General features: G+C 72.3%; 20 protein-coding genes and 1 pseudogene. 11 read left to right on the top strand and 10 right to left on the bottom strand.

What is annotated here, in order from left to right; translation table 11 throughout:
* Positions 1-11: 11 nt before the first annotated feature.
* The gene (locus LWJ43_RS30475; protein ID WP_277335390.1) at positions 12-680 is read right to left on the bottom strand and encodes a DUF998 domain-containing protein; all 669 of its coding nucleotides are present in this window, start codon (positions 678-680) and stop codon (positions 12-14) included.
* Between the two features lie 195 nt (positions 681-875).
* Between LWJ43_RS30475 and LWJ43_RS30470 the strand changes: the two genes are divergently transcribed.
* Positions 876-1,139 carry a DUF5133 domain-containing protein gene (locus tag LWJ43_RS30470; RefSeq protein WP_277335389.1) on the top strand — a complete coding sequence of 88 codons (264 nt, stop codon included), beginning with the start codon at positions 876-878 and terminating at the stop codon, positions 1,137-1,139.
* 102 nt (positions 1,140-1,241) lie between these two features.
* The gene (locus LWJ43_RS30465) at positions 1,242-1,865 is read left to right on the top strand and encodes a TMEM175 family protein (protein ID WP_277335388.1); all 624 of its coding nucleotides are present in this window, start codon (positions 1,242-1,244) and stop codon (positions 1,863-1,865) included.
* A gap of 48 nt (positions 1,866-1,913) precedes the next feature.
* Here LWJ43_RS30465 and LWJ43_RS30460 read toward each other — a convergent pair whose 3' ends face one another.
* The 5 genes from LWJ43_RS30460 to otnK form a co-directional block, all read right to left on the bottom strand.
* The gene (locus LWJ43_RS30460) at positions 1,914-2,276 is read right to left on the bottom strand and encodes a hypothetical protein (protein ID WP_277335387.1); all 363 of its coding nucleotides are present in this window, start codon (positions 2,274-2,276) and stop codon (positions 1,914-1,916) included.
* A 101-nt stretch (positions 2,277-2,377) separates the two neighbouring features.
* A complete protein-coding gene (locus tag LWJ43_RS30455; RefSeq protein ID WP_277335386.1) occupies positions 2,378-4,096 on the bottom strand; it encodes an acyl-CoA dehydrogenase family protein in 1,719 nt (572 codons plus the stop codon).
* 45 nt (positions 4,097-4,141) lie between these two features.
* Positions 4,142-4,708 (bottom strand): PadR family transcriptional regulator, encoded by a 567-nt coding sequence (locus LWJ43_RS30450; protein WP_277335385.1) that lies wholly within the window; start codon positions 4,706-4,708, stop codon positions 4,142-4,144.
* Between the two features lie 90 nt (positions 4,709-4,798).
* On the bottom strand, positions 4,799-5,440 hold the full coding sequence (locus LWJ43_RS30445) for a class II aldolase/adducin family protein (RefSeq protein ID WP_277335384.1): 642 nt from the start codon (positions 5,438-5,440) through the stop codon (positions 4,799-4,801).
* Positions 5,437-6,720 carry a 3-oxo-tetronate kinase gene (otnK, locus tag LWJ43_RS30440; protein ID WP_277335383.1) on the bottom strand — a complete coding sequence of 428 codons (1,284 nt, stop codon included), beginning with the start codon at positions 6,718-6,720 and terminating at the stop codon, positions 5,437-5,439. The genes LWJ43_RS30445 and otnK overlap by 4 nt, the downstream gene beginning before the upstream one ends.
* Before the next feature lie 214 nt (positions 6,721-6,934).
* On the opposite strand from otnK, the gene LWJ43_RS30435 reads away from it, so the two are divergent.
* From LWJ43_RS30435 to LWJ43_RS30425, 3 genes are all read left to right on the top strand, one after another.
* Positions 6,935-8,344, top strand: coding sequence for a homoserine dehydrogenase (locus LWJ43_RS30435; RefSeq protein WP_277335382.1), 1,410 nt, complete (start codon positions 6,935-6,937; stop codon positions 8,342-8,344).
* Positions 8,344-9,702: a GntT/GntP/DsdX family permease gene (locus LWJ43_RS30430; protein WP_277335381.1), complete on the top strand. Its 1,359-nt coding sequence runs from the start codon at positions 8,344-8,346 to the stop codon at positions 9,700-9,702. Before LWJ43_RS30435 ends, LWJ43_RS30430 begins: the two co-directional genes overlap by 1 nt.
* 86 nt (positions 9,703-9,788) lie before the next feature.
* Positions 9,789-10,580, top strand: coding sequence for a DeoR/GlpR family DNA-binding transcription regulator (locus LWJ43_RS30425; RefSeq protein WP_277335380.1), 792 nt, complete (start codon positions 9,789-9,791; stop codon positions 10,578-10,580).
* Between the two features lie 122 nt (positions 10,581-10,702).
* Here LWJ43_RS30425 and LWJ43_RS30420 read toward each other — a convergent pair.
* From LWJ43_RS30420 to LWJ43_RS30410, 3 genes and pseudogenes are all read right to left on the bottom strand, one after another.
* A pseudogene (locus tag LWJ43_RS30420) lies at positions 10,703-10,826 on the bottom strand (short-chain dehydrogenase); the annotation flags it as partial.
* A 39-nt stretch (positions 10,827-10,865) separates the two neighbouring features.
* Positions 10,866-11,420 (bottom strand): NUDIX hydrolase, encoded by a 555-nt coding sequence (locus LWJ43_RS30415; RefSeq protein WP_277335379.1) that lies wholly within the window; start codon positions 11,418-11,420, stop codon positions 10,866-10,868.
* Positions 11,421-11,488: 68 nt separating this feature from the next.
* The gene (locus tag LWJ43_RS30410) at positions 11,489-12,673 is read right to left on the bottom strand and encodes a PP2C family protein-serine/threonine phosphatase (RefSeq protein WP_462100919.1); all 1,185 of its coding nucleotides are present in this window, start codon (positions 12,671-12,673) and stop codon (positions 11,489-11,491) included.
* A gap of 192 nt (positions 12,674-12,865) precedes the next feature.
* On the opposite strand from LWJ43_RS30410, the gene LWJ43_RS30405 reads away from it, so the two are divergent.
* The 4 genes from LWJ43_RS30405 to LWJ43_RS30390 all read left to right on the top strand — a co-directional run bounded on the left by LWJ43_RS30405 (position 12,866) and on the right by LWJ43_RS30390 (position 17,733).
* Entirely contained in the window at positions 12,866-13,558 is a 693-nt protein-coding gene (locus LWJ43_RS30405) for a DUF4232 domain-containing protein (protein WP_277335377.1), read from the top strand.
* Between the two features lie 250 nt (positions 13,559-13,808).
* The gene (locus LWJ43_RS30400; RefSeq protein ID WP_277335376.1) at positions 13,809-15,422 is read left to right on the top strand and encodes an ABC-F family ATP-binding cassette domain-containing protein; all 1,614 of its coding nucleotides are present in this window, start codon (positions 13,809-13,811) and stop codon (positions 15,420-15,422) included.
* A gap of 112 nt (positions 15,423-15,534) precedes the next feature.
* Positions 15,535-16,554: a bile acid:sodium symporter family protein gene (locus tag LWJ43_RS30395; RefSeq protein WP_277335375.1), complete on the top strand. Its 1,020-nt coding sequence runs from the start codon at positions 15,535-15,537 to the stop codon at positions 16,552-16,554.
* Between the two features lie 243 nt (positions 16,555-16,797).
* On the top strand, positions 16,798-17,733 hold the full coding sequence (locus LWJ43_RS30390) for an SDR family oxidoreductase (RefSeq protein WP_277335374.1): 936 nt from the start codon (positions 16,798-16,800) through the stop codon (positions 17,731-17,733).
* Between the two features lie 122 nt (positions 17,734-17,855).
* Here the strand turns inward: LWJ43_RS30390 and LWJ43_RS30385 are convergent, their stop codons facing one another.
* Positions 17,856-18,074: an MbtH family protein gene (locus tag LWJ43_RS30385; protein ID WP_277335373.1), complete on the bottom strand. Its 219-nt coding sequence runs from the start codon at positions 18,072-18,074 to the stop codon at positions 17,856-17,858.
* A gap of 437 nt (positions 18,075-18,511) precedes the next feature.
* Between LWJ43_RS30385 and LWJ43_RS30380 the strand changes: the two genes are divergently transcribed.
* Both LWJ43_RS30380 and LWJ43_RS30375 read left to right on the top strand, forming a co-directional pair.
* Positions 18,512-19,609, top strand: a complete 1,098-nt coding sequence (locus LWJ43_RS30380; protein WP_277335372.1) for a tetratricopeptide repeat protein — start codon at positions 18,512-18,514, stop codon at positions 19,607-19,609.
* Positions 19,606-20,721: a polyprenyl synthetase family protein gene (locus LWJ43_RS30375; RefSeq protein ID WP_277335371.1), complete on the top strand. Its 1,116-nt coding sequence runs from the start codon at positions 19,606-19,608 to the stop codon at positions 20,719-20,721. The genes LWJ43_RS30380 and LWJ43_RS30375 overlap by 4 nt, the downstream gene beginning before the upstream one ends.
* Positions 20,722-20,742: the final 21 nt, after the last annotated feature.

The following is a 20,742-nucleotide window of genomic DNA, read 5'->3' as shown; positions in this document are numbered from 1 at the left end:
GGACTGCGGAGTCAGTCCGGCTGTCCTGGGTCACCGGCGTGCCGGAAGCACGAGACGACCACGACGAGCGGCCAGAACGACTGCGCGAACGTCAGGACGCGTTCGGCGGCCCCCGCCGTGTCGAGCGTGTACAGGGCGAGCAGGAACCAGGCCCCGCCGAGCCACATCAGGGCGGCCGCCGTGGCGGAGGGCGCGGGCCGCAGTCCCCACGGTGCCGTCCTGCCGGAGGGCCGGGCCGCCGGGCGCGGCCACGTGTCGCCGGCGGCAGCCACGACACGCCGACGCGAGGCCCGGCGTCGCACGGCCAGGACGGGCCACACCGCGAGCAGCGAGAAACCCACGGCCACGACCACACCGTGGGCGAACGACCCGCCGCTGGTCGGTGCGGGGAACAGGGCGAGCAGCATCGCGGAGAGTCCTCCCCCGGCCAGCGCCGCCCGCCCGGAAGGCGCGGCGGGTCGCAGTCCGGACGCGGTGACCACGTGGCAGGCTCCCAGGGCGAGCAGCGCCGGCGTCATCACCCAGTACCCGGCGGCCCCGTCGGACGCGAGGATGCTGATCGTCGCCGACGCGGGGTCGTAGCCGGGCCCCTGGAGCTCGGCCGAGACCGCCCAGCCGCCGACGAGGAGGACCGGGGCGCACACCGAGGAGAACAGGACCCACCAGGGGACAGATCGCATCGGTGAACGGTAGAACGCCCAGGCCGTGACAGCCCGGTGCACACGCTGGCGCGCCACTGCGTACTCCGCCCGTGAGCGGGTAGGCGCCTGATGCCGGATCACCCGACGGAGTGTGAACCGCACCGCTGTGCCTGCCTGGCCCGGTGCCCCGGCCCCCCGCATCGGACGTGGATCTAACCCGGAGGAGAACCCGCTGTGCTGACACCCAGCCCGCAGGACCTGAGAGTGGCTCTGGCCCGTTACGCCGACGCACGGATCGAGGACGCGCGGCGCTCCACGGACGTCACGGCCCGGGCGGTGGAGGACGCCGCCTACACCCTGTGCGTGATGACCGGCACACAGGCGGTTCCGCAGGCCCTGCACACGGCCGACACCATGCTCGGGGTGCGGCCCGCGGTCTCCCCCGCGCTCCGCCGGGCCGTAGGCACCCGGCGGGACGACAACCTCCAGGCCGTCTGAGACCCGGCCGCACGCGGGCGCCGGTGCCCGGACTCGGCGCCCGGCATGCCCGCCGTCGGCCTAATCCGCCCGGTGCCGACTCGGCACCGGGACGCTGGGCGGGTGGACGACACCCGAGCGGGCGACGGGAAGAACGCGGAACGGCTGACAGCCCTGTCCGACGGGATCTTCGCGATCGCCATGACCCTGTTGGTGCTCGATGTCCGCGTACCACCGGACCTGTCCGCCCAGGGCTTCCGGGACGCCGTCCGCGGTGTGCTGCCCGATCTCGGCGCCTATGCTCTCAGCTTCATGATCCTCGCGGCCTTCTGGCGTGACCACCGCCGGATCGTGGAGCTGGTCCCCCGGTTCGAGGGGCGGTCGCTGAAACTCGCGCTCGTCTGGCTCGGCGCCATCGCGCTCATCCCGTTCCCGACCTCCTTGCTGTCGGAGTACGCCTCCGAGCCCCTGGCGGTCGCCGTCTACGCGGGCGCCGTGTGCCTCACGAATCTGCTCGAACTGGCGGTGCTCCGTACGGGACTGCGCGGGCGATGGCCCTCCGATCCCGCCACGGAGAGGACCGCTCGCTTCGTGGCCACCGATCTGGGGAACACCGCCCTGGTCTTCGGCGCCACCGTGCCGCTCGCCTACGCCCTCTCACCGGTGGCCGCCATGTGGTCCTGGCTGGCGCTCCTGCCGCTCAAGGTGACGCTCGGCCGGCGCTACCGCCGGGCGCAGCCCTCCTGAGACGCGGCCGGGCGTCACCGACCTCCGTCGGTGACGCCCGGCCTCCTGTCATCCCTGGCCGGCAGTCAGCGATTCGTAGTACGCGCCGAGCTGCCGCAGGTAGAAGAGGTCCCCGGTGTCCTGATCGCGCTCGAAGCGCGGGGCGTCCTTGATCTGGTCCTTGGTGCACCCGACCTTGATCACCCGTTCGGCTTCGTCGACGCCGGTCACCATGCCCGCGGGCACGACGACGCTCCTCCCGAACTTCCAGACCCCCGCGTCGATCACCAGATGGTCGAACCCCGGTACCGGCGAGAGCCTGATGACGGTGCCCACGCTTCCGTCCGGCGCCTCCACCTCGTACCCGATGACGCCGTCACCCAGTGCGCCGTCCGTCTGTGCCTGACCCGCCCAGACCGTTTCCACGGTCACCTCCTCCTCCTGGCAGCCGGCCACTTCCGGCTGCCGGACCTTCCGTATGCCCCCGCGAGCGCAGGCGATGCGGTCCGGCCCGGCCTGATACCCGGTCGGACTCACAAAGCCATCTCGTAGGCCCCCGAAAGTGCCTCGACACGGGCCCAGACGCGCGCCGAGCGGGCCTCGTCCACGACGGGACGGCGTACCGCGGCGATGGCCCAGTCCTGCTGCTCCCCGGTCGCGGAGTCCTTGCCGTGCAGTTCGACGGCGTTCGCCGAGAAGTCGCGGACGAGCACGGAGAAGAGCTCGTCGAGCACGTCCTCGTCCAGTCCGGTCAGCCGGGCCTGCTCCAGGATCAGCTGACCGTGGACGACCAGGGCGAAGAGCCGGCCGACGGACAGCAGGAAGTCGAGGTCCCGGCTCTGCCGCTCGTCGGGCGCGACCCGGGCCACGAAGTCGCACAGCGCGTCGGCCTGTTCCCGGAAGCGGGCGACGTTGGGGACGGCGGCGTAGGCGTCGTAGGCCGGGCGCCAGTCGTGGAAGCGCACGGAACCGAGACCGCGGGCCGGTCCCTGCCGGAAGAGGAACGCGTCGTCGGCGGCGTCCAGACGTGTACCCACGGGCGCGTAGCCGGCGGGGTCCAGCAGGTGGTTGCGCATGAACTTGAGGATGAGGGCGAGGTTGACGTGGACCGTGCCCTCCAGCTTCGGCAGGCTGCGGATCTCGACGGCGGCCTGCGCGAAGTAGGTGTCCTTCTCGAAGCCCTTGGCCGCGATGACGTCCCACATCAGGTCGATGACCTTCTCGCCCTCCGTGGTCACCTTCATCTTCGTCATCGGGTTGAACAGCAGGTAGCGGCGGTCGTCGGGTCCGGCCGAGCGGAAGTAGTCGACGGCGCGGTCGCTGAACAGCTTCATGCCGACGAGCCGGACATAGGCGTCGGCGAGCTCCCGGCGCACGTGGGGGAAGGCGGTCACGGGGCGGCCGTAGAGGACCCGGTTGTGCGCGTGGGTGACGGCCTCGTACATCGCGTGCTCGCAGATGCCGATCGAGGCGGTGCAGAGGTTGAACTTGCCCACGTTGACGGTGTTGAGGGCGGCGTCGAAGGCGGCGCGGCCGGTGTGCAGGACGTCGTCGGGACCGACGGGGTAGCCGTCGAGGCGGAACTCGCTGACGTACTTGGAGGAGTCGACGACGTTCTTCACCAGGTGGTAGGCCGGGTGGCGGCTGTCCGCGGCGAAGAAGACGTAGCCGTCCGGGCCCTCGACGTCCGTGCGCCGGCCGAAGACGGAGACGAGGCCGGCGGCGTTGCCGTTGCCTATGTAGTACTTGGAGCCGGTGGCCAGGAAGCCGCCGTCGCCGTCCGGTGCCAGGAGCATGTCGGTGGAGTAGATGTCGGCTCCGTGCGCCTTCTCCGACAGGCCGAAGGCGAACACCTCGCCCTGGGAGAGGAGTTCGGCGGCGCGGTCGCGCGCGGCGGCGTTGTCGCTCTGCCAGACGGGGCCGAGGCCGAGGATGGTCACCTGCCAGGCGTACCAGTAGTCGAGTCCGTAGAACCCGAAGATCTCGTTGAGCGCGGCGATGCGGGCGGTGTCCCAGCGCCCGTCCTCACGGTCCGTGGCGGAGGCGGGGGTGAGGAAGGTGGCGAAGAGGCCCTCCTTCGCGGAGAACTCGAGGAAATCGCCCAGCCAGGCGCGTGACCTGTAGTCCTCGATGATCCGCCGCTTGCCGCGGTCCTCGAACCAGTCGATGGTGGCGCGCAGCAGCCTGCGGGTCTCGGGGTCGAAGTGCGCCGGGTCGTAGGCACGCGGGTTGAACAGCAGGGGGTCGGCCATGGCGGTACGCCTTCCGGGGGTGTGCGGACGGGGATGCGGAACGGTTCAGGTGCGCGGGTCTGCCGCGCCGAGCCTGTGGAGGGTGGCGAGTACGTCGTCGAGCCAGGCGACGGTCATGCGCTCGTACGCGATGCCGCCGCGCAGCACGACGTGCTGGAGCTCCTGACCGGCGTCGAGCGGTGCCGGGGCGTCCGGGCCGGTGAAGTCCCGCAGCTCCCCGGCGAGGTAGTGCGCGAGCCGGTCGCCGTGCACCCGGTGGTGCCGTTCGACCTCGTGGAGGAGCGCGGCCGGGTCGTCGAAGGCCGCGCCCCGGATCTTCACGGCGAGGTCGTGGCGGAGGCTCTCCGGTTCGATGGGCTCGTGCAGCCAGCCGGAGAGGGCGGCACGGCCGGGGCCGGCGACGGAGTACTCCTTCTTGTCGGGCCGGCGCTCCTGCGGGACGTCGCGGACGTCGAGCAGGCCGTCACCCTCCATGCGCTTGAGGACGCGGTAGATCTGCTGGTGGGTGGCGGTCCAGAAGTATCCGATGGACCGCTCGAACCGCCGGGCCAGTTCATAGCCTGAGCCGGGCTGCTCCAGGAGGGAGACGAGGATCGCGTGTTCGAGCGCCATGCCCTGATCGTTCTATGCAACTGGTTGCATAGCAAGCGGCGGCGGCCGGGTGAGACGCTCCTCACCCGGCCGCCGCCGTCCCGGCGTTCGTCAGCGCCCGCCCCACGGCGAGCCGTACGTCTCGGCGAGCGCGCCCGCCTCCTCGGGTGTCAGCAGCCGGGGGGTCCGCTCCCCCAGTGACAGGAGCAGCGCGGACACCTCTTCCAGTTCCACCGCGGCGTCGACGGCGCGGGCCATCGTGGGGCCCGCGAGGACGGGCCCGTGGTTCTGGAGGAGTGCCGCGCGGAGCGGGAAGGGCAGCCGGGCCAGGGCCTCCGCCTGGTCCGGGTCGCCGGGTGGGGCGTAGGGGACGAGGGGGGTCTGCCCGACCCGCATCACGAAGTACGGGGTGAGCGGCGGCAGCGCGCTCCTGGCCGACCACGGCGGGAGGCAGGACACGGCGGTGGCGTTCCGGGCGTGCAGGTGCACGACGGCCCGGGTGGCGGCGTCCCGGCGGTAGAAGGCGCCGTGCAGGGGGAACTCCTTCGACGGACGCGGTCCGTCGAGGTGGGTGCCGTCGAGACCGAGCACGCTGAGCCGGTCGGGGTCGACCTCTGCGAGGTCGGCGCCGGTGGGGGTGATGAGGATGCGGTCGTCGACCCGGACGCTCAGGTTGCCGGAGGAACCCGGGCTGAGCCCCAGGGCCGCCAGCCGGGCGCCGGCGGCGGCGAGTTCGGTGCGGGGGTCGCTCATGCCAGCGCGCTCCAGGCTTCCGTGAAGATGGCGGTGTCGCCGAAGTTGCCCGACTTCAGGGCGAGGTCCACCGTGTGGTCCTGGCCGTGGGCCCGGCCGTCGGCGCGTGCCCAGGTGACGCCGGGGGCGATGGGCGCGCCGATGGACAGGGTGCGGACCCCGAGGGCTGTGACGACGGCGCCTGACGTCTCGCCCCCGGCGACGAGAATGCGCCGGGCGCCTGCGGCGACCAGGGCGGTGGCACATGTGGCGAGGGCGCGTTCGACGAGTTCCGAGGCGGCGGGGCCGTCATCGGGCGCCGTCTGTTCGAGATCGCCGAGGTCGTCGACGGAGTGGATGAGGGGTGGTTTCCCCGGCTCGGCCTCCCAGGACCGGCGCACGAAGCCGACGAGTCCGGCGACCTCACCCGTGAAGTCGGCGCGCAGGGCGGCGATGTCGAGCTTGCGGTGCGGGAGGCGGGCGCGCGCGTGGGCGACCTGGGCCCTGGTCGCCGACGAGGCACTGCCGGAGAGGACGACGCCGGGGTCGCCGGGGCGGGACGCGGGTGTCGCACGGGCGGCTTCGGGGTGCGGGCCGGTGAGCCCGAGGGCGAGGCCCGCAGCGCCGGTGACGAGGGCGAGGTGGGTGGTGGCCGCGCAGACGGTCACCAGGTCCTCGTCGCTCACGGCGTCCACGACGACCAGGGCGTCGGCGAGCTCCGGGGCGTCGAGAGCGGCGCGCAGCGCCTCGGCGCCCTGCCGCACGGTGTCGAGGCCGACGAGGCGGACCGGGTGGCGGGTCTGCGGGGTGAGCAGCCGGCCGACGTGGGAGTCGCGCATCGGTGTGAGCGGGTGGTGCCGCATGGGGCTCTCGTCGAGGAGTTCGTCGTGGACGAAGAGACGGCCCTTGTAGACGGTGCGGCCGGTCGCGGGGAACGAGGGGACCACCACCGTGCGGCGTTCGCCCAGCTCCGCGAGGAATGCGTCGGCGACCGGCCCGATGTTGCCGCGCGGGGTCGAGTCGAAGGTGGAGCAGTACTTGAAGTAGAAGCGCTCGCAGCCGGCGCTGCGCAGGGCGCGCAGGGCCGCGAGCGACGTGCCGACGGCCTCGTCCACCGGCGAGGTACGCGACTTGAGGGCCACCACCACCGCGTCGGCGTCACGCACAGCCGCTCTCCCCGGACCTTCGGAGAGGGACTCCGGACCCACGGTCACCACGGTCCGGTGGCCCCGGGCGACGAGCATGGTGGCGAGATCGGTTGCTCCGGTGAAGTCGTCGGCGATGGCCCCGAGGGTCGGCATCGGACCTCCTTGGGTCGGTGTGCGGTGCCGGGTGGAGATCCCCGGCGTCTGATGTACCTGTGAACTTGTGTGTGAAAAAATGTTAACAGACTTTACGCAGACGATATCTGCTGGTACATCTTGTTAACACGCTCCCGTGTGGCGCTCGTGCCGTGGCCGAGACCGCGTCAGCCGGAGCCGTTGAACCGAGCCGTGCGCCCGTCTAGGAGAGCCAATGAACCTGCATCACCTGTTCGCCGGAACCGGCGACCGGATCGTGCGCTACGCACTGTCCGGAGCCGGCGGCGGCTTCGCCCGGACCCTGCTGGCGCAGACCCCGCGCATCGGCCGCCTGGCCCCCGCCGTCCTGTGCGACCGGGACGTGGAGCGGCTGCGCGACATGCTCGTCGAGCTCGGGTACCCGACGGACCGCATGGCCGTCTGCGCGGACGCCGGCGAGGTCGCGCGCGCCGCGGAGCAGGGGGCCGTCGCCCTGGTGGCGGACGGCGCACTGCTGTCCGCGGCCCCGTGGGACATCCTGGTGGAGGCGACCGGAAGCCCCGCCGACGGCTACGCGATGGCCCGCGAGGCCCTGACCGGCGGACGTCACGTCGCCATGGTCAGCAAGGAGGTCGACTCCGTCGCCGGCCTGCACCTCGCGGATCTGGCCCGCGACAACGGCGTCGTCTACACCACGGCCGACGGCGACCAGCCCGCGAACCTCATCGCACTCGTGACCTGGGCGGAACTGCTCGGCCTGGACATCGTGGCGATCGGCAAGTCCAGCGAGTACGACCTCGTGTTCGACCCCGCCACCGGCTCCGTCACCCAGCTCGACACCACGGTCCCCGCTCCCGGACTGGCCGGGCTGCTCGGCCTCGGCTCCGACGTACGCGCCACGCTCGCCGCCCGCGCGGCCGCGGTGGCCGCCCTGCCGACCGGCGCCACCGCCGACTACTGCGAGATGGCGGTGGTCGCGACCGGCACCGGCTTCCGGCCGGACGTCGAGCGCCTGCACTACCCGGTCGCCCGCATCGCCGAGCTGGCCGACGTCTACTCCCTGCGCGAGGACGGGGGCGTGCTGCACCGCACCGGCGCCGTCGACGTGTTCAGCGCGCTGCGGCTGCCGGACGAGGCCTCGTTCGCCGGTGGCGTCTTCGTCGTCGTACGGACCGGTGACCCGGTCACCTGGGAGACGCTGCGCGGCAAGGGCCACGTGGTCAGCCGGGACGGGCGCTACGCGGCGATCTACCTGCCGTACCACCTGATGGGCGTCGAGACGCCGGTCTCGCTGCTGTCCGCGGTGCTCCACGGCCGGCCCTCCGGCGGCACCGACCCGCGGGCCCACGCCGTGCTCGCCGGACGGACCGAACGCGATCTGCCCGCCGGCACCGTGCTGGACATGGGCGGCCACCACCACGACGTCACCGGCGTCCAGGCCGTCCTCCTGCGTGACGAGGACGCTCCCGCCGACGCGGCTCCGCTGTACCTCGCCGCGCACGCCACGCTCGGACGCGACGTGCGGGCCGGCGCCCTGATCACGCTCGGCGACCTCGCCGACCCGGACGCGGACCTGCTCCACGCCTGGACCTCCGGGCGTGCGTCGCGCGCCACCGGCACCCCCGTCACCCACGCGAGCCGATGATGAGCACCGACCTCCAGAACCTCCTGCTGGGCGCCGCCGCGGTCGTCGTCCTGATCCTGCTGATCACCAAGGCCAAGCTCCACCCGTTCATGGCGCTGGCGCTGTCCGCGCTCGGTCTGGGACTCGCCGCCGGCCTCGGCCCGGGCGACACCGTCGAGCACTTCCAGGACGGCTTCGGCGACGCCCTGAAGAGCACCGGTCCCACGATCGGACTGGGCACCATACTCGGCGGCATCCTGCTGGGCTCCGGCGGAGCGGACCGGATCGCCACCGTCTTCATCGGCGCCCGTCCGGTCAAGTGGATCCCCACGGCGATCACGGCCGCGGCCCTGCTCATCGGGATGCCGCATCTCTTCGACGTGAGCTTCGTGATGCTCGTACCGCTGGTGTACGCCGTCGCCAAGCGCACCGGCACGCACCTGCTGTACGTCGGACTGCCGCTGGCCGCCGGCCTCTACATCTCGCACGGTCTGCTCCCGCCGCACCCCTCCCCGACCCTCGCCGTCTCCGCGTACGGGGCGAACACCGGCCTGACCATCCTCTACGGTCTGATCATCGGCATCCCGATCGCCGTGATCAGCGGACCGCTGCTGACGAGGTTCGCCTCACGGTGGTTCGGTCCGGCCCCGGACCTGGACAAGGGCCCCATACCCGAGTCGAGCCCCGAGCCGGAGAACCGCAAGCGGCCGGCCTCCTTCACCCTGGCCCTGATCACGGTGCTGCTGCCGCCCGTCCTGATGCTGATCGGGACCGTCGGCACCGCGAACACCGCGGAGGGCTCCCTGCCCTACGCGGTCTTCGAGGCGTGCGACTCCTCGGTCATGTCGCTGCTCGCCGCGGTGGTCTTCGCCTTCTTCGCCCTGGGCCTCCGCTCCGGCTTCGGCCTGGGCCAGCTCCAGAAGATGGCGGGCAAGGGACTCGGCCCGGTCGGTGGGATCGTGCTGATCCTGGGCGCCGGCGGCGGCCTCAAGGCGATGCTCACCGCCACCGGCATCGACAAGCTGATCTCCGACTACGCGGTGGACTGGTCGATCCCCCCGCTGCTCCTCGCCTGGCTGGTGGCCGCGCTCCTGCGCATCTGCCTCGGCTCCGCGACGGTGGCCACCGCCGCCGCCACCGGAATCGTGGCTCCCCTGATCGGCGCCTATCCGGGCCTCTCCCCGGAACTGCTGGTGCTGGCGACGGCGTCGGGCGCGGTGATGCTCTCGCACGTCAACGACTCCGGGTTCTGGCTGTTCAAGGAGTACTACCAGCTCTCGGTCGCCCAGACGTTCCGCACCTGGACACTGATGCTGTCCCTGCAGTCGCTGCTCAGCCTCGGCGGAGTACTCCTGCTGAGCACGTTCGTCGGGTCCTGAACGCCGTGCCCTGTTGGGACGGTCCGGGCCCGGACGGCACAATCGAGCAGCGGCCGCGGTGGCCGCGCGAGGAAAGGTGAGAAGCAGTGGCCGACGAAGAGCAGTTGCCCCTGATCCCCGATCAACGGCGCGAGCTCCTGTTGAAGCACCTGCGGCGCGACGGGGTACTCAGCGTGCAGCAGATCACCCAGCTCTTCGGCGTCTCCCACATGACCGTCCGCCGCGACATCGCCGAACTGGAACGCCGGGGGCTCGTGTTCTCCGTGCCCGGCGGGGCCCGGATCGCCAGTCATCTCCGGAGCGAGCCCAGCTTCCAGGCCAAGTCGCTGATAGAGCAGCCGGAGAAGGAGGCCATGGCCGGTGTCGCCGCCGGCCTGGTACAGGAGGGCATGACGGTCTACCTCGACGCGGGCACGACGCTGCTGGCCATGGTGCCGCTGCTCGCACGCCACGAGTCGCTGACGGTCGTCACGAACGACTTCACGACCGTCGACCGTCTGATGGGTTCGTCGCACCTCGACGTCATACACATCGGCGGCCAGGTGGACCCGTCCAACCGTTCGAGCGTGGGCCGGCTCGCTGCCACGACACTGCGTCAGCTCGCGCTCGACATCGCTTTCATCAGCACCAGTTCCTGGGACCTGCTGCGCGGCGTGACCACCCCTTCGGCGGCGAAGGTGGAGGTCAAGCAGGCGGCGATGGAGTGCACGGGGGCGAGCGTGCTGGTCGCGGGCTCGTCGAAGTACGGGACGTTCGGCAAGTTCCGGGTGGCTCCGCTCGGCGCGTTCGACACCATCGTCACCGATGACGCCCTCGCGGAGGCCGCCGCGGAAGGGCTGCGCGCCGGAGGGGCGGACCTGCGGCTGGCAGCCGTCTGAGTGCGCTGCGACCGCCCCCGCCCTCCCACCGGGAGAGCGTGGGCGAAGTCGCGTTCAGACGGCGTCGGCGGCCGTCCCGGTGATGCGCGCCGACTCGTCCCACAGCATCCAGGCCGTGTCCATGTCCTGGCCCCGGACCGTGCCAGGGGCGAGCGCGGTGACGGCGCCTGTCCCGCTGTCGGCCCCCGTGACCACCGCGGTGGTGCCGGAGAGATCGGGCATGTCGTCGAGCGTCCATGAGTGCACACGTCCCGCCTCCCCCGCGCGCGCACCCGCACAGGTCCTTCAGCTCCTCCTGACGAGCAGTCCCGCCGCGACCAGGCCGGCGAGGCCCATGTCCGTGTCGGTGTACTCCCCGCCGAGGAGGTGGTCCGTGAAGGAGTCCGGCGCGAGGGTGAACGGCTCCACGAACTCCTCGGCGTCGGGTGTGGGTTCGGCGACCTTGCGGCAGTCCCTGGCCAACACCGCGTACCTCTCGTGGGTGGCGTAGGACGCCAGGTAGGTCTTGAGGACGACCTCGACCGTCCCCGCGCGGTACCCCGTCTCCTCCAGGAGTTCCCTCGCCGCCGCGTGCAGCACGTCCTCACCGGGCTCGATCATCCCGCCGGGAAGCTCCGCCAGCACCTTGCCGGGGCCGGGCCTGTACTGCCGCACGAGGATGCCCCGTCCCTCCTCGGTGAACGCGACGAGGGCCACCGTCGGCGAGCCCCGCAGGATGTCCCAGTCCGACTCCTTGCCGTCGGGCTGCACGTAGGTGCGGCACCGCACCGTCAGGTACCCGGCGGCCTCCGGCCGCTCGCTCTTCAGCGTCCACGTCATCGCTTCACGACTTTCCGTCACGAAACGGAGCATGTCCAGCCTTCGGTACGGCAAACGGGCGGGGACGGGCGGCGCGCTCCGCCTGTCCGTCAGCCCGGGGAGGCCGTCGGCGCGGTCCCCCCGTCCGAGCCGAGCGGAACGGTCCCGGATCCGGCGGGGGCACGGTGGAGGGCCAGCACGGCCTGGTCGTCCTGGGGCCTTCCGCCGACGTGACGGCGGACGTCGTGGATCAGCACGTCCAGGATCTGCCCCGGCGAGAGACGGCCGCCCCGCGCACGCCGGACGAACACGAGTGGCAGGCGGGCGACCGGATCGTAGAAACGTCCGGTGGCGTCACGGGACTCGGTGATGCCGTCGGTGTAGCAGAGCAGGGTCGAGCCCGCCGGGAAGGGGAAGCTGTCGACCGGGGAGGCCCAGGAACCCAGGTCGCTCATGCCCAGCGGAGGCGCCTCCTCGGACGCCTCGAGGAGCGTGGCACGGCCCAGCGCGTCCATGAGGACCGGAGGCGGATGGCCACGGTTGACCAGCCGTACGGTCTCCAGGTCCTTGGAGAACTCCGCGATCAGAGCCGTCGTGAAGCCTTCCTCCTGCTGCTGGCCGCCGCGCCGTCCGCCCTCACGCAGGAGGGCGCGTTCCAGCCGGGACACCAACTCCGGAAGATCCTCGGACTCGTCGGCCGCGTACCGGAAGGCGCCGAGGTCGGCGCTGACGGCGCTGACCGCCCCGAGGCCCTTCCCTCGCACGTCACCGACCATGACCCGGATCCCGTACGGGGTGCTCTGCACCACGTACAGGTCTCCGCCGATCAGGGCCTCGCTCTCGGCCGGCACGTACCGCGCCTCGATGTGCAGGTCCCCCAGCCGGGACGGAGGCCTCGGCAGTACGGCCCGCTGGGCGACGGCCGCGACGTGCCGGGCGCGCCGGGCGCGGTCGTCCTGGCGGCGCAGGGTGCGGTGGATCAGGACGGCGAGGGCGGTGACGGCCGCCAGGGTGAGCTGGTTGGCCACGCCCGCGCGCCAGCCGAAGGTCCCGTCGATGTGGGCGAGGAACGCGTGGACGATCATCGAGGCGACACCGACCCCGATGATCCCGCGGACGCCGAGGAGCGGTGCCGCGGCGACGGGCGCGGCCATCAGGAGCGGCGCGGATGTCACGTCGTGCGGGGTGACCAGGTCGACCACCACGGCCAGCACGATGAGGCCTACGGGGATCCACCGGGTTCTCAGCAGTTGCGACACTCCCCCAACGCTGCCCGCAAGCGCGGCACTCCGCATCCCCGGGCCACCGCTGTCCGGCGCACATGGCGGGGCTCATGACGGGCACGAGCCTCTTGTGGTCGCGTGACGGGGCGGTCGTCCACCCCAGGTGGTGCTCCCGGCTCGGCACGCCACACCTGCGGAACAATCGCATGTATTGCACATGGAAGTGCTCGTACGGAGCAGCCGGTCCTCATCCCGGGGGAACTCATGCGCCTTCAGAAGACCCGCGTCGTCATCGCCGGTGCCGCGGTGGCCGCCCTGTCGCTCACCGCCTGTACCAGCGGGAACGGCACCGGAACCGACGCGGCGGCGTCCGCGTCCGCGGCTTCCGGATCCGTGGACGCCTCGGCATCGGCGTCGGCGTCGGCGAAGGCACCGACGGGGGCGCCCTCAGGCACCGGCGGCACCGACGGCCCGAGCGCTTCCACCGGGTCCCGGAACGCGGAGGGTCCTGGCGGAGGTGACGCGCAGGCCGCGGCCTCACCCTCAGCCAGGGCGCCGTACGGTGACATCTGCCGGACCGCGGACCTCGCCTTCAGCAGTTCGGGCGGGATGGCGGAGGGCGAGGTGCTGATCAACCTGAAGAACACCGGGTCCTCGTCGTGCTCGATGCACGGCTTCCCCGGCCTCGACCTGAAGGGTGAGGCCGGGACCGTGAGCGCCGGGCGCAGCAGCGGCCGGACGATCCCGACGGTCGAACTGTCCCCCGGGGAGGGCACCAACTTCTCCCTGCACTTCCCGCCGGACACCGGCGGTGGCTCGGGTGTCACCTTCACCTCGGCGATGGTGACACCCCCGGACGAGACCCACTCGCACCGTGTGTCCCTCTCCGTCAGCGTCCCCGTGGACTCCGGCTCCGGCCCCCGCATCACGGTCGACCCGGTCGGGTCGGGCAAGTGACGACGACGGGTTCTCAGGACCGGCTCACAGGCGGCTGCTAGGGTCGGCCCGGACCTTGAATCCTCGATGAGGAGACCGGACATGGTGGGGGACGACGACATCTCCGGGTGACACCCGGATGGATGTGTGACCGGCCGACGGCAGGTGCGAAAGCACCCTGTGCCGCCCGGCCCCCGTGTGTCGTGCCCGTTTCCCGTGCCCGCCCCGGGCGGACGTCCGTCCGCCCGCATTGTCACGCGAGGTCATACCCGTGTCCGACGTACCCACAGCCCTGCTCGCACGCGACGTCGTCCGGTCCTTCGGTACCGGCCGGATCGTCGACGGCCTTTCCCTGACCGCGTCCCCCGGCCACCGCATCGGGCTGATCGGGGAGAACGGAGTCGGCAAGTCGACGGTGCTCCGCCTCCTCGCCGGTGCCGACGAACCGGACGCGGGCAGCATCACCCGACCCGCCGATCTGGGTTTCCTGCACCAGGAGATGCCCTTCGACGCCGCGGACACGGTCGCCGACGTGCTCGACGAGGCGCTGGGCGAGGTACGTGAGGGCCTCGCCGAACTCGAACGGCTCTCGGAGCGGCTGGCCCGTACCGAGGAGGGCTCCCCCGGCCACTCCGCCCTGCTGGACGCCTACGGCCGGCGTCTCGAGCACGCGCAGGAACAGGAGGCGTGGGACGCGGACCGCCGGGCCGCGGTGGTGCTGGAGGGCCTCGGCCTCGGGGGGATCCCGTGGGACCGCACCCTCGGGTCCCTGTCCGGCGGCCTCCGCGGACGGCTGGCCCTGGCCTCCCTGCTGGTCCGGCGGCCTTCGGCACTGCTGCTGGACGAGCCGACCAACCACCTCGACGACGCCGCCGCCGTGTTCCTGGAGGAGCAGGTGTGCGGCCTGCCCGGGGCGATCGTCGTGGCGAGCCACGACCGGGCGTTCCTCGACGCGGTGTGCACGGACGTGATCGACCTCGACCCGGCGGCGGAGGGGCCTGTGCGGTACGGCGGCAACTACACCGCCTATCAGGCCGAGAAGCGCGCGGAACGCGAGCGCTGGGAACGCCGGTACGCCGAGGAGCAGGAGGAGCTGGAGGCGCTGCACCGGTCGATCGGCACGACCACGCACCGGGTCGCTCCGGACCGAGGGCCGCGTGACCACAACAAGATGGGCTACGGGCTCCGGGCCGGCCGGGTGCAGAGCCAGATCTCACGCCGGGTGCGTAACGCCTCCCGGAGGCTGGACGATCTGGAACGGCACCGGATCACGGAACCGCCCCGGCCGCTGCGGTTCCGCCGCACCGCGCTCGCGGGGCCCACGGCGGACGGGACCCTCGTCTCCCTGCGCGACGTACGGGTGCCGGGGCGCCTCACGCTCGACCGCCTCGACGTGACGGCGACCGATCGCCTGCTCGTGACGGGTGACAACGGGGCGGGGAAGTCGACACTGCTGGCCGTGCTCGCCGGACACCTCGCACCGGACGGAGTCGTACGGCGCGAGGGCGGTCTCTCGGTGGGTCTGCTGACCCAGGACACCGTGTTCGAGCGGCCCGACCGCACCGTCCGGGACACCTACTCGCTGGCGCTCGGCGACGAGCGCGCGGACGCGGTGCCGCTGAGTTCGCTGGGTCTGATGGGCGAGGCGGACCTGGGAAGGCCGGTAGGTCACCTGTCCGTCGGTCAGCGCCGCCGTCTCGCGCTGGCCCTCCTGGTGGCGCACCCGCCCGAGTTGCTGCTGCTCGACGAGCCCACGAACCATCTGTCCCCCAGGCTCTGCGACGAGCTGGAGGCCGCCATGGGCGCGGGGCCAGGAGCGATCGTCGTGGCCGGCCACGACCGCTGGCTGCGGAGGCGCTGGCAGGGGCGTGAGCTACGGCTGTGACCGTACGGGAGGACGCTCGGGCAGGGACCTTCGGCGCACGCATACTGGACATCTCGTCCGCATGGCGAGACGCGCTTGCGGAGGCCCTTGCCTGCGGCGTCTCATCGCGCCTGTGCAAACCGAACAGATAACCCCTGATCAACCGGCCTCCGACGACAAGGCGGCGCGCCGCGCCGTCACGGTGTTCCCCGTCCTCGTGCTCGTGGCGGGCGTAGCCGGTCTCGTCACCCCGGGCACGTTCGACGGCTGGACGGAATCGGTTCCGTACCTGCTGGGAATCGTCATGTTCTGCATGGGCCTGACGATGACCCCGCTCGACTTCAGGGGCGTGGCGAAGCGTCCGTGGGCCGTGGCCATCGGCCTGGTCGCGCACTACGTGATCATGCCGGGACTCGGCTGGGCCATCGCCCATCTGCTCGGACTGCCGCCCCAGCTGGCGGCCGGACTCATCCTGGTCGGCTGCGCGCCGAGCGGCACGGCGTCGAACGTGGTGACGTTCCTGGCCCGTGGTGACGTGGCGCTGTCGGTCTCCGTGGCCACCGTCTCGACGCTGGTGGCTCCCCTGGTGACGCCGCCGCTCACCCTGCTGCTGGCGGGCGCGTACCTGCCGGTGGACGCGGGATCGATGATCACGGACATCCTCAAGACCGTGCTGCTTCCGGTCGTCGGCGGTCTGGTCGTACGGCTGGTCGCGGGCAAGCTGGTCGACCGGGTGCTCGGCCTGATGCCCTGGCTGTCGTCGGTGGCCGTCGCCGCCATCGTCTGCGCGGTCGTGGCGGGAAGCGCCGGCGCGATCAAGTCGGCCGCCATGACCGTGCTGATCGCCGTCGTGCTGCACAACGGCCTCGGACTCGCGCTCGGATACGGCGCGGGCAAGGTCTCGGGGCTCGGACGGCCCGCCAGCCGGGCCATGGCCTTCGAGGTCGGTATGCAGAACTCCGGGCTCGCCGCCTCCCTCGCCACCGCGCACTTCAGCCCGCTGGCGGCCCTGCCTGCCGCGGTGTTCTCCGTGTGGCACAACATCTCGGGCGCCCTGGTCGCCGCCTGGATGTCCCATCGGTCACGGCGCGAGGAGTTGGCACCGGCGGTGGCCGGCCCTGCGCCGAAGGCCGCGGTCAGCGAGGAATCCTGACGGGTACGACCCCGCGATCAGCACCCGCCCTCCCGCCCGTCACCACGGGCGGGAGGGCGGGCTCCGTTGCCGTGGCGCGCGGTTTCCGTTGCCGTGGCGCGCGGGTTCCCACGTCTGCGCGGCATCCGTGAACCGGACGGCAAAACACGACACAGGATGTCGCGTTTCGGGTCGAGCATGGTGTCGGAGACCGGCGCCGACGAAGGGCGCCGGCCGTACGCGCGCACAGAACAGGGGAACTCGATGGAACTCATGCCCGGCACATCGGCACCGGACCTCGGCGGAAGGATCGCTCTGGTCGCTGGGGCCACACGGGGAGCCGGGCGCGGCATCGCCGTACAGCTCGGCACGGCGGGTGCCACGGTCTACGTCACCGGCCGCACGACCCGGGAACGACGCTCGGAGTACGACCGGCCCGAGACCATCGAGGAGACGGCCGAGCTCGTGACGGCGGCGGGCGGAACCGGCATCGCCGTGCCGACCGACCACTTGGTGCCGGATCAGGTCCGCGCCCTGGCCGAGCGCATCGACACGGAGCAGGGACGGCTCGACGTGCTGGTCAACGACGTCTGGGGCGGGGAACGGCTGTTCGCGTTCGACAAGCCGGTGTGGGAGCACGACCTCGACGACGGACTGCGGCTGCTCCGGCTGGGCGTGGAGACCCACGCGATCACCAGCCACTTCACTCTCCCGCTGCTGGTGCGCGGGCCGGGCGGGCTCGTGGTCGAGATGACCGACGGGACGTCCGCGTACAACAGCGCGCACTACCGCAACTCGTACTTCTACGACCTGGTCAAGAACAGCGTGCTCCGCACGGCGTTCGTGCTCGCCCACGAGCTGGAACCGCACGGCGGGACGGCGGTGGCGCTCACCCCCGGCTGGATGCGGTCGGAGATGATGCTCGACGCGTTCGGGGTCACCGAGGACAACTGGCGCGACGCGCTGGCCACGGTGCCGCACTTCTGCATCTCGGAGAGCCCGGCGTACGTGGGGCGCGCGGTCGCGGCGCTGGCCGGCGACGCCGACGTCGCGCGCCGGAACGGTCAGTCGCTCTCCAGCGGCGGGCTCGCCCAGGAGTACGGCTTCACGGACCTGGACGGTTCACGCCCCGACTGCTGGCGCTACCTGGTCGAGGTCGAAGGCGCGGGCAGGCCGGCGGACCCCGCCGGATACCGGTGACGTGCCCCACGGGCGGGGGCGTGGGTCGAAGGCGCGGGCAGGCCGGCGGACCCCGCCGGATACCGGTGACGTGCCCCACGGGCGGGGGCGTCGCACCGCGTCCGCGGTGCGACGCCCGCCGCTCAGGCGGAGTCGGCGGCCATGCTCTCGATCAGGCTCTTGGGCCGCAGGTCGGTCCAGTTCCGCTCCACGTGATCGAGGCAGGCCTGGCGCGTGTCCGCCTGATGGGTGACGGTCCAGCCGCCGGGCACCTCGGCGAAGGCGGGCCACAGCGAGTGCTGCCCCTCGTCGTTGACGAGCACCAGGTAGGTGCCGTTCTCGTCCTCGAAGGGATTACTCACCGGTACTCCTCAACTTAGGTAAGGCTATCTTGATTTCCTGATCACCATACCCCGGTCACACCGGGTCGGCGTAGCGAATGCCGGAGTCACGGTCACCAGCGGTGCGCCGGGGCGCCGAGTGCCGAGTGCCGGCGCCCCGCGAGAGGTGACCACGCGTCAGCGGCCGGCGAGGGGCGAAGATCCGGACGGCCGTCCCGCCGTGGAACTGGAACCCCTCTTCCGGCAGGCGGGCGGACCGCCCGAACGCGGCTCCGCGTCCACGCCGGCGTCCGTCCCGCTGACTACTCCGGCCGCCTCCGGTGGGTCTCAGGTATGACCCGGAACCCACAAGGAGGGGGATTCGTGGAACACCCGCTCGCCCCTACCGTCTTGATCAAGGGCGGCAGCCGACAGGCACCGCCCCGGACGGTGTCGAAGACAGGCGAGACAGTGAGCGGGTGGCACGGGTGGATCAGCGCAACCGACCGACGGACAAGGCGTTCGCTCCCGAATACCAGGGAGCCCTCGGCTCGTTGTCGGTGAACTCCTCCCTCACCGACGTACTGGCGAAGGGCGTCGAGGAACTGCGGGCGGCCGAACGTGCCGGGGAACAGCGGGAGATGGCTCGCTGCGGGCTCGCCGTGGCGGAGGCTTGCCGGCGACTGGGGCGGGTGGCGGAGGCCGACGCCGCCTGGAAGTCGAGTTACCGCGCGGCACGTTCGGCCGCCGACGTCGGGGCGATGGCCTGGGCCCTGTGGAGCGGTGGGACACTCGCCCGTCAGCGGGGCTCGCTGGCACTGGCGTACCGGCTGCTGCGCCTCGCGGCCGACCTGGGCGAACGCGGCGGTGATGTGGTGGTGCGCGGCTACTCGCTCGCCGGCCTCGCGGAGACCGGGCGCATCCAGGGCGACTACCAGGCCGTCGGAGAACTGCACGAACAGCTGCTCGCCGAAGCCCGCAGGCGCGGCGAGGCCAGGCACACGGTGTGGGCACTGGAGGGCATAGCCCAGATGCACCGCAACACCGGTTCGTACGACAGGGCGCTCGCCCTCTTCGAGGAGGCGGCCGAGACCGCGGGCCGGGCGGACGACCGGCGGGGCCGGGCCTGGGCACTGCGCGGCATCGCCGATGTGGTGTCCGTGCGCGACGGTGACGTGGAGCGTGCGCTGTCGCTCCTCACGGAGGCGGAATCCCTCTGCAGTGAGATGAAGCTGTCGAGCGCGCTGGCATACAACCACAAGATGCGCGGCAACGTGCACTACCGGGCCGGGCAGTACGCGCAGGCCCGCGACACCTACACGCTGGCACTCGCGGAGTTCCGGGAGATGAACGAGCCGAGGGGAACCGCGCTGTCACGGCTGGGGCTCGCCAAGGCGCTGGCGCGCCTCGGGCGCAATCCGGCGGAGACCGTCGTGGAACTGGCGGAACTGCGCCGGGATCTGGACCGCATCGGCCTGCGGCACGCGCGGGACATGGTCGACAAGGCGACGGCCGAGCTGGGGGTGGGGCCGCTGCCCCATGCCGGGGGCCGCGTGGAGCGGGCAGTGACGCGATGACCTCCCCGACGAGCGTCTGCGCCGGTCCCCCGGCCCCCGGCTCCGCGGCCACGCCCTCGGGCGCCGGGTCGCCGGCGGTCCCGGACGGCGCCCACCGCACCCTCGCCCGCTGCCGTGACCTGGTGCGCCCCTCCCTGTCCGACGCGATCGGGCGTCTGCATCCATGGCAGGGCGAGATGGCCGCGTTCTCCCTGGGCTGGTGCGAGGTCGGCGGTGCGCCCTCCGACGGTTCACGCGAGGGCAAGGGCGTGCGCCAGGCCCTCGCCGTGCTGTGTGCCGAGGCCGCGGGGGCCCCGGGGGAGAGCGCGGTGGCCGCGGCGGTGGCCGTCGAACTGGTCCACACCTTCTCGCTGCTGCACGACGACATCATGGACGGGGACGGCACGCGGAGGCAGCGGGAGACCGTGTGGAAGGCGTACGGCACCGGTCCTGCCGTGCTCGCGGGCGACGCGCTCTTCGCCCTCGCGGTGCAGACCCTCGCCGAGGCACCGGGCCCGCTCACGGCTGCGGCCGTGGGCCGCCTGTCCGAGACGCTGAGCGGCCTCGCACGCGGCCAGGCGGAGGACCTTCTCCTCGCGGCCCGCCCCTGGACGGGGCCCGGCGCGGTGCGGACCGATGAGTACCGGGCCATGGCGGAGCTCAAGACGGGCACACTGCTGGGCTGCGCGGCGGCGCTCGGCGGGCTCCTGGGCGGGGCGCCCAGGCCTGTCGTGGCGGCGCTGGACCGCGCCGGGCGCCACCTCGGGGTGGCCTTCCAGGCCGTCGACGACCTGCTCGGCGTCTGGGGCGACCCGGAGGTCACGGGCAAGCCCGTGCACGGCGATCTGCGGCAGCGGAAGAAGACCTTCCCGGTGCTGGCAGCCCTCGCCGGTGGGGGCCCGCGCTCTGCGGAGCTCGCCGGACTCCTGGACGCGCCGATGCCCCTCGACGATGCCGGCGCCCGTCGCGCGGCCGTACTCGTCGAGGCGTGCGGGGGTCGCGAGGCCACTCTGGACGAAGCCCGTCGTCATCTGGACGGCGCCCGCGCCTGCCTGCGAAGTGTGCCCCTCGCCCCGGAAGCGGCGCGCGAGATCGAGGCCCTGCTCGGGTTCCTGCTCCACCGCCGGATGTGACCGTGCCGGCCGCTCCGCCCG

Source organism: Streptomyces sp. JH34 (assembly GCF_029428875.1).
Taxonomy (GTDB): Bacteria; Actinomycetota; Actinomycetes; order Streptomycetales; family Streptomycetaceae; genus Streptomyces.
Note: the sequence above shows the minus strand (reverse complement) of the source record. Positions and strands in the feature narration are given on the sequence as shown.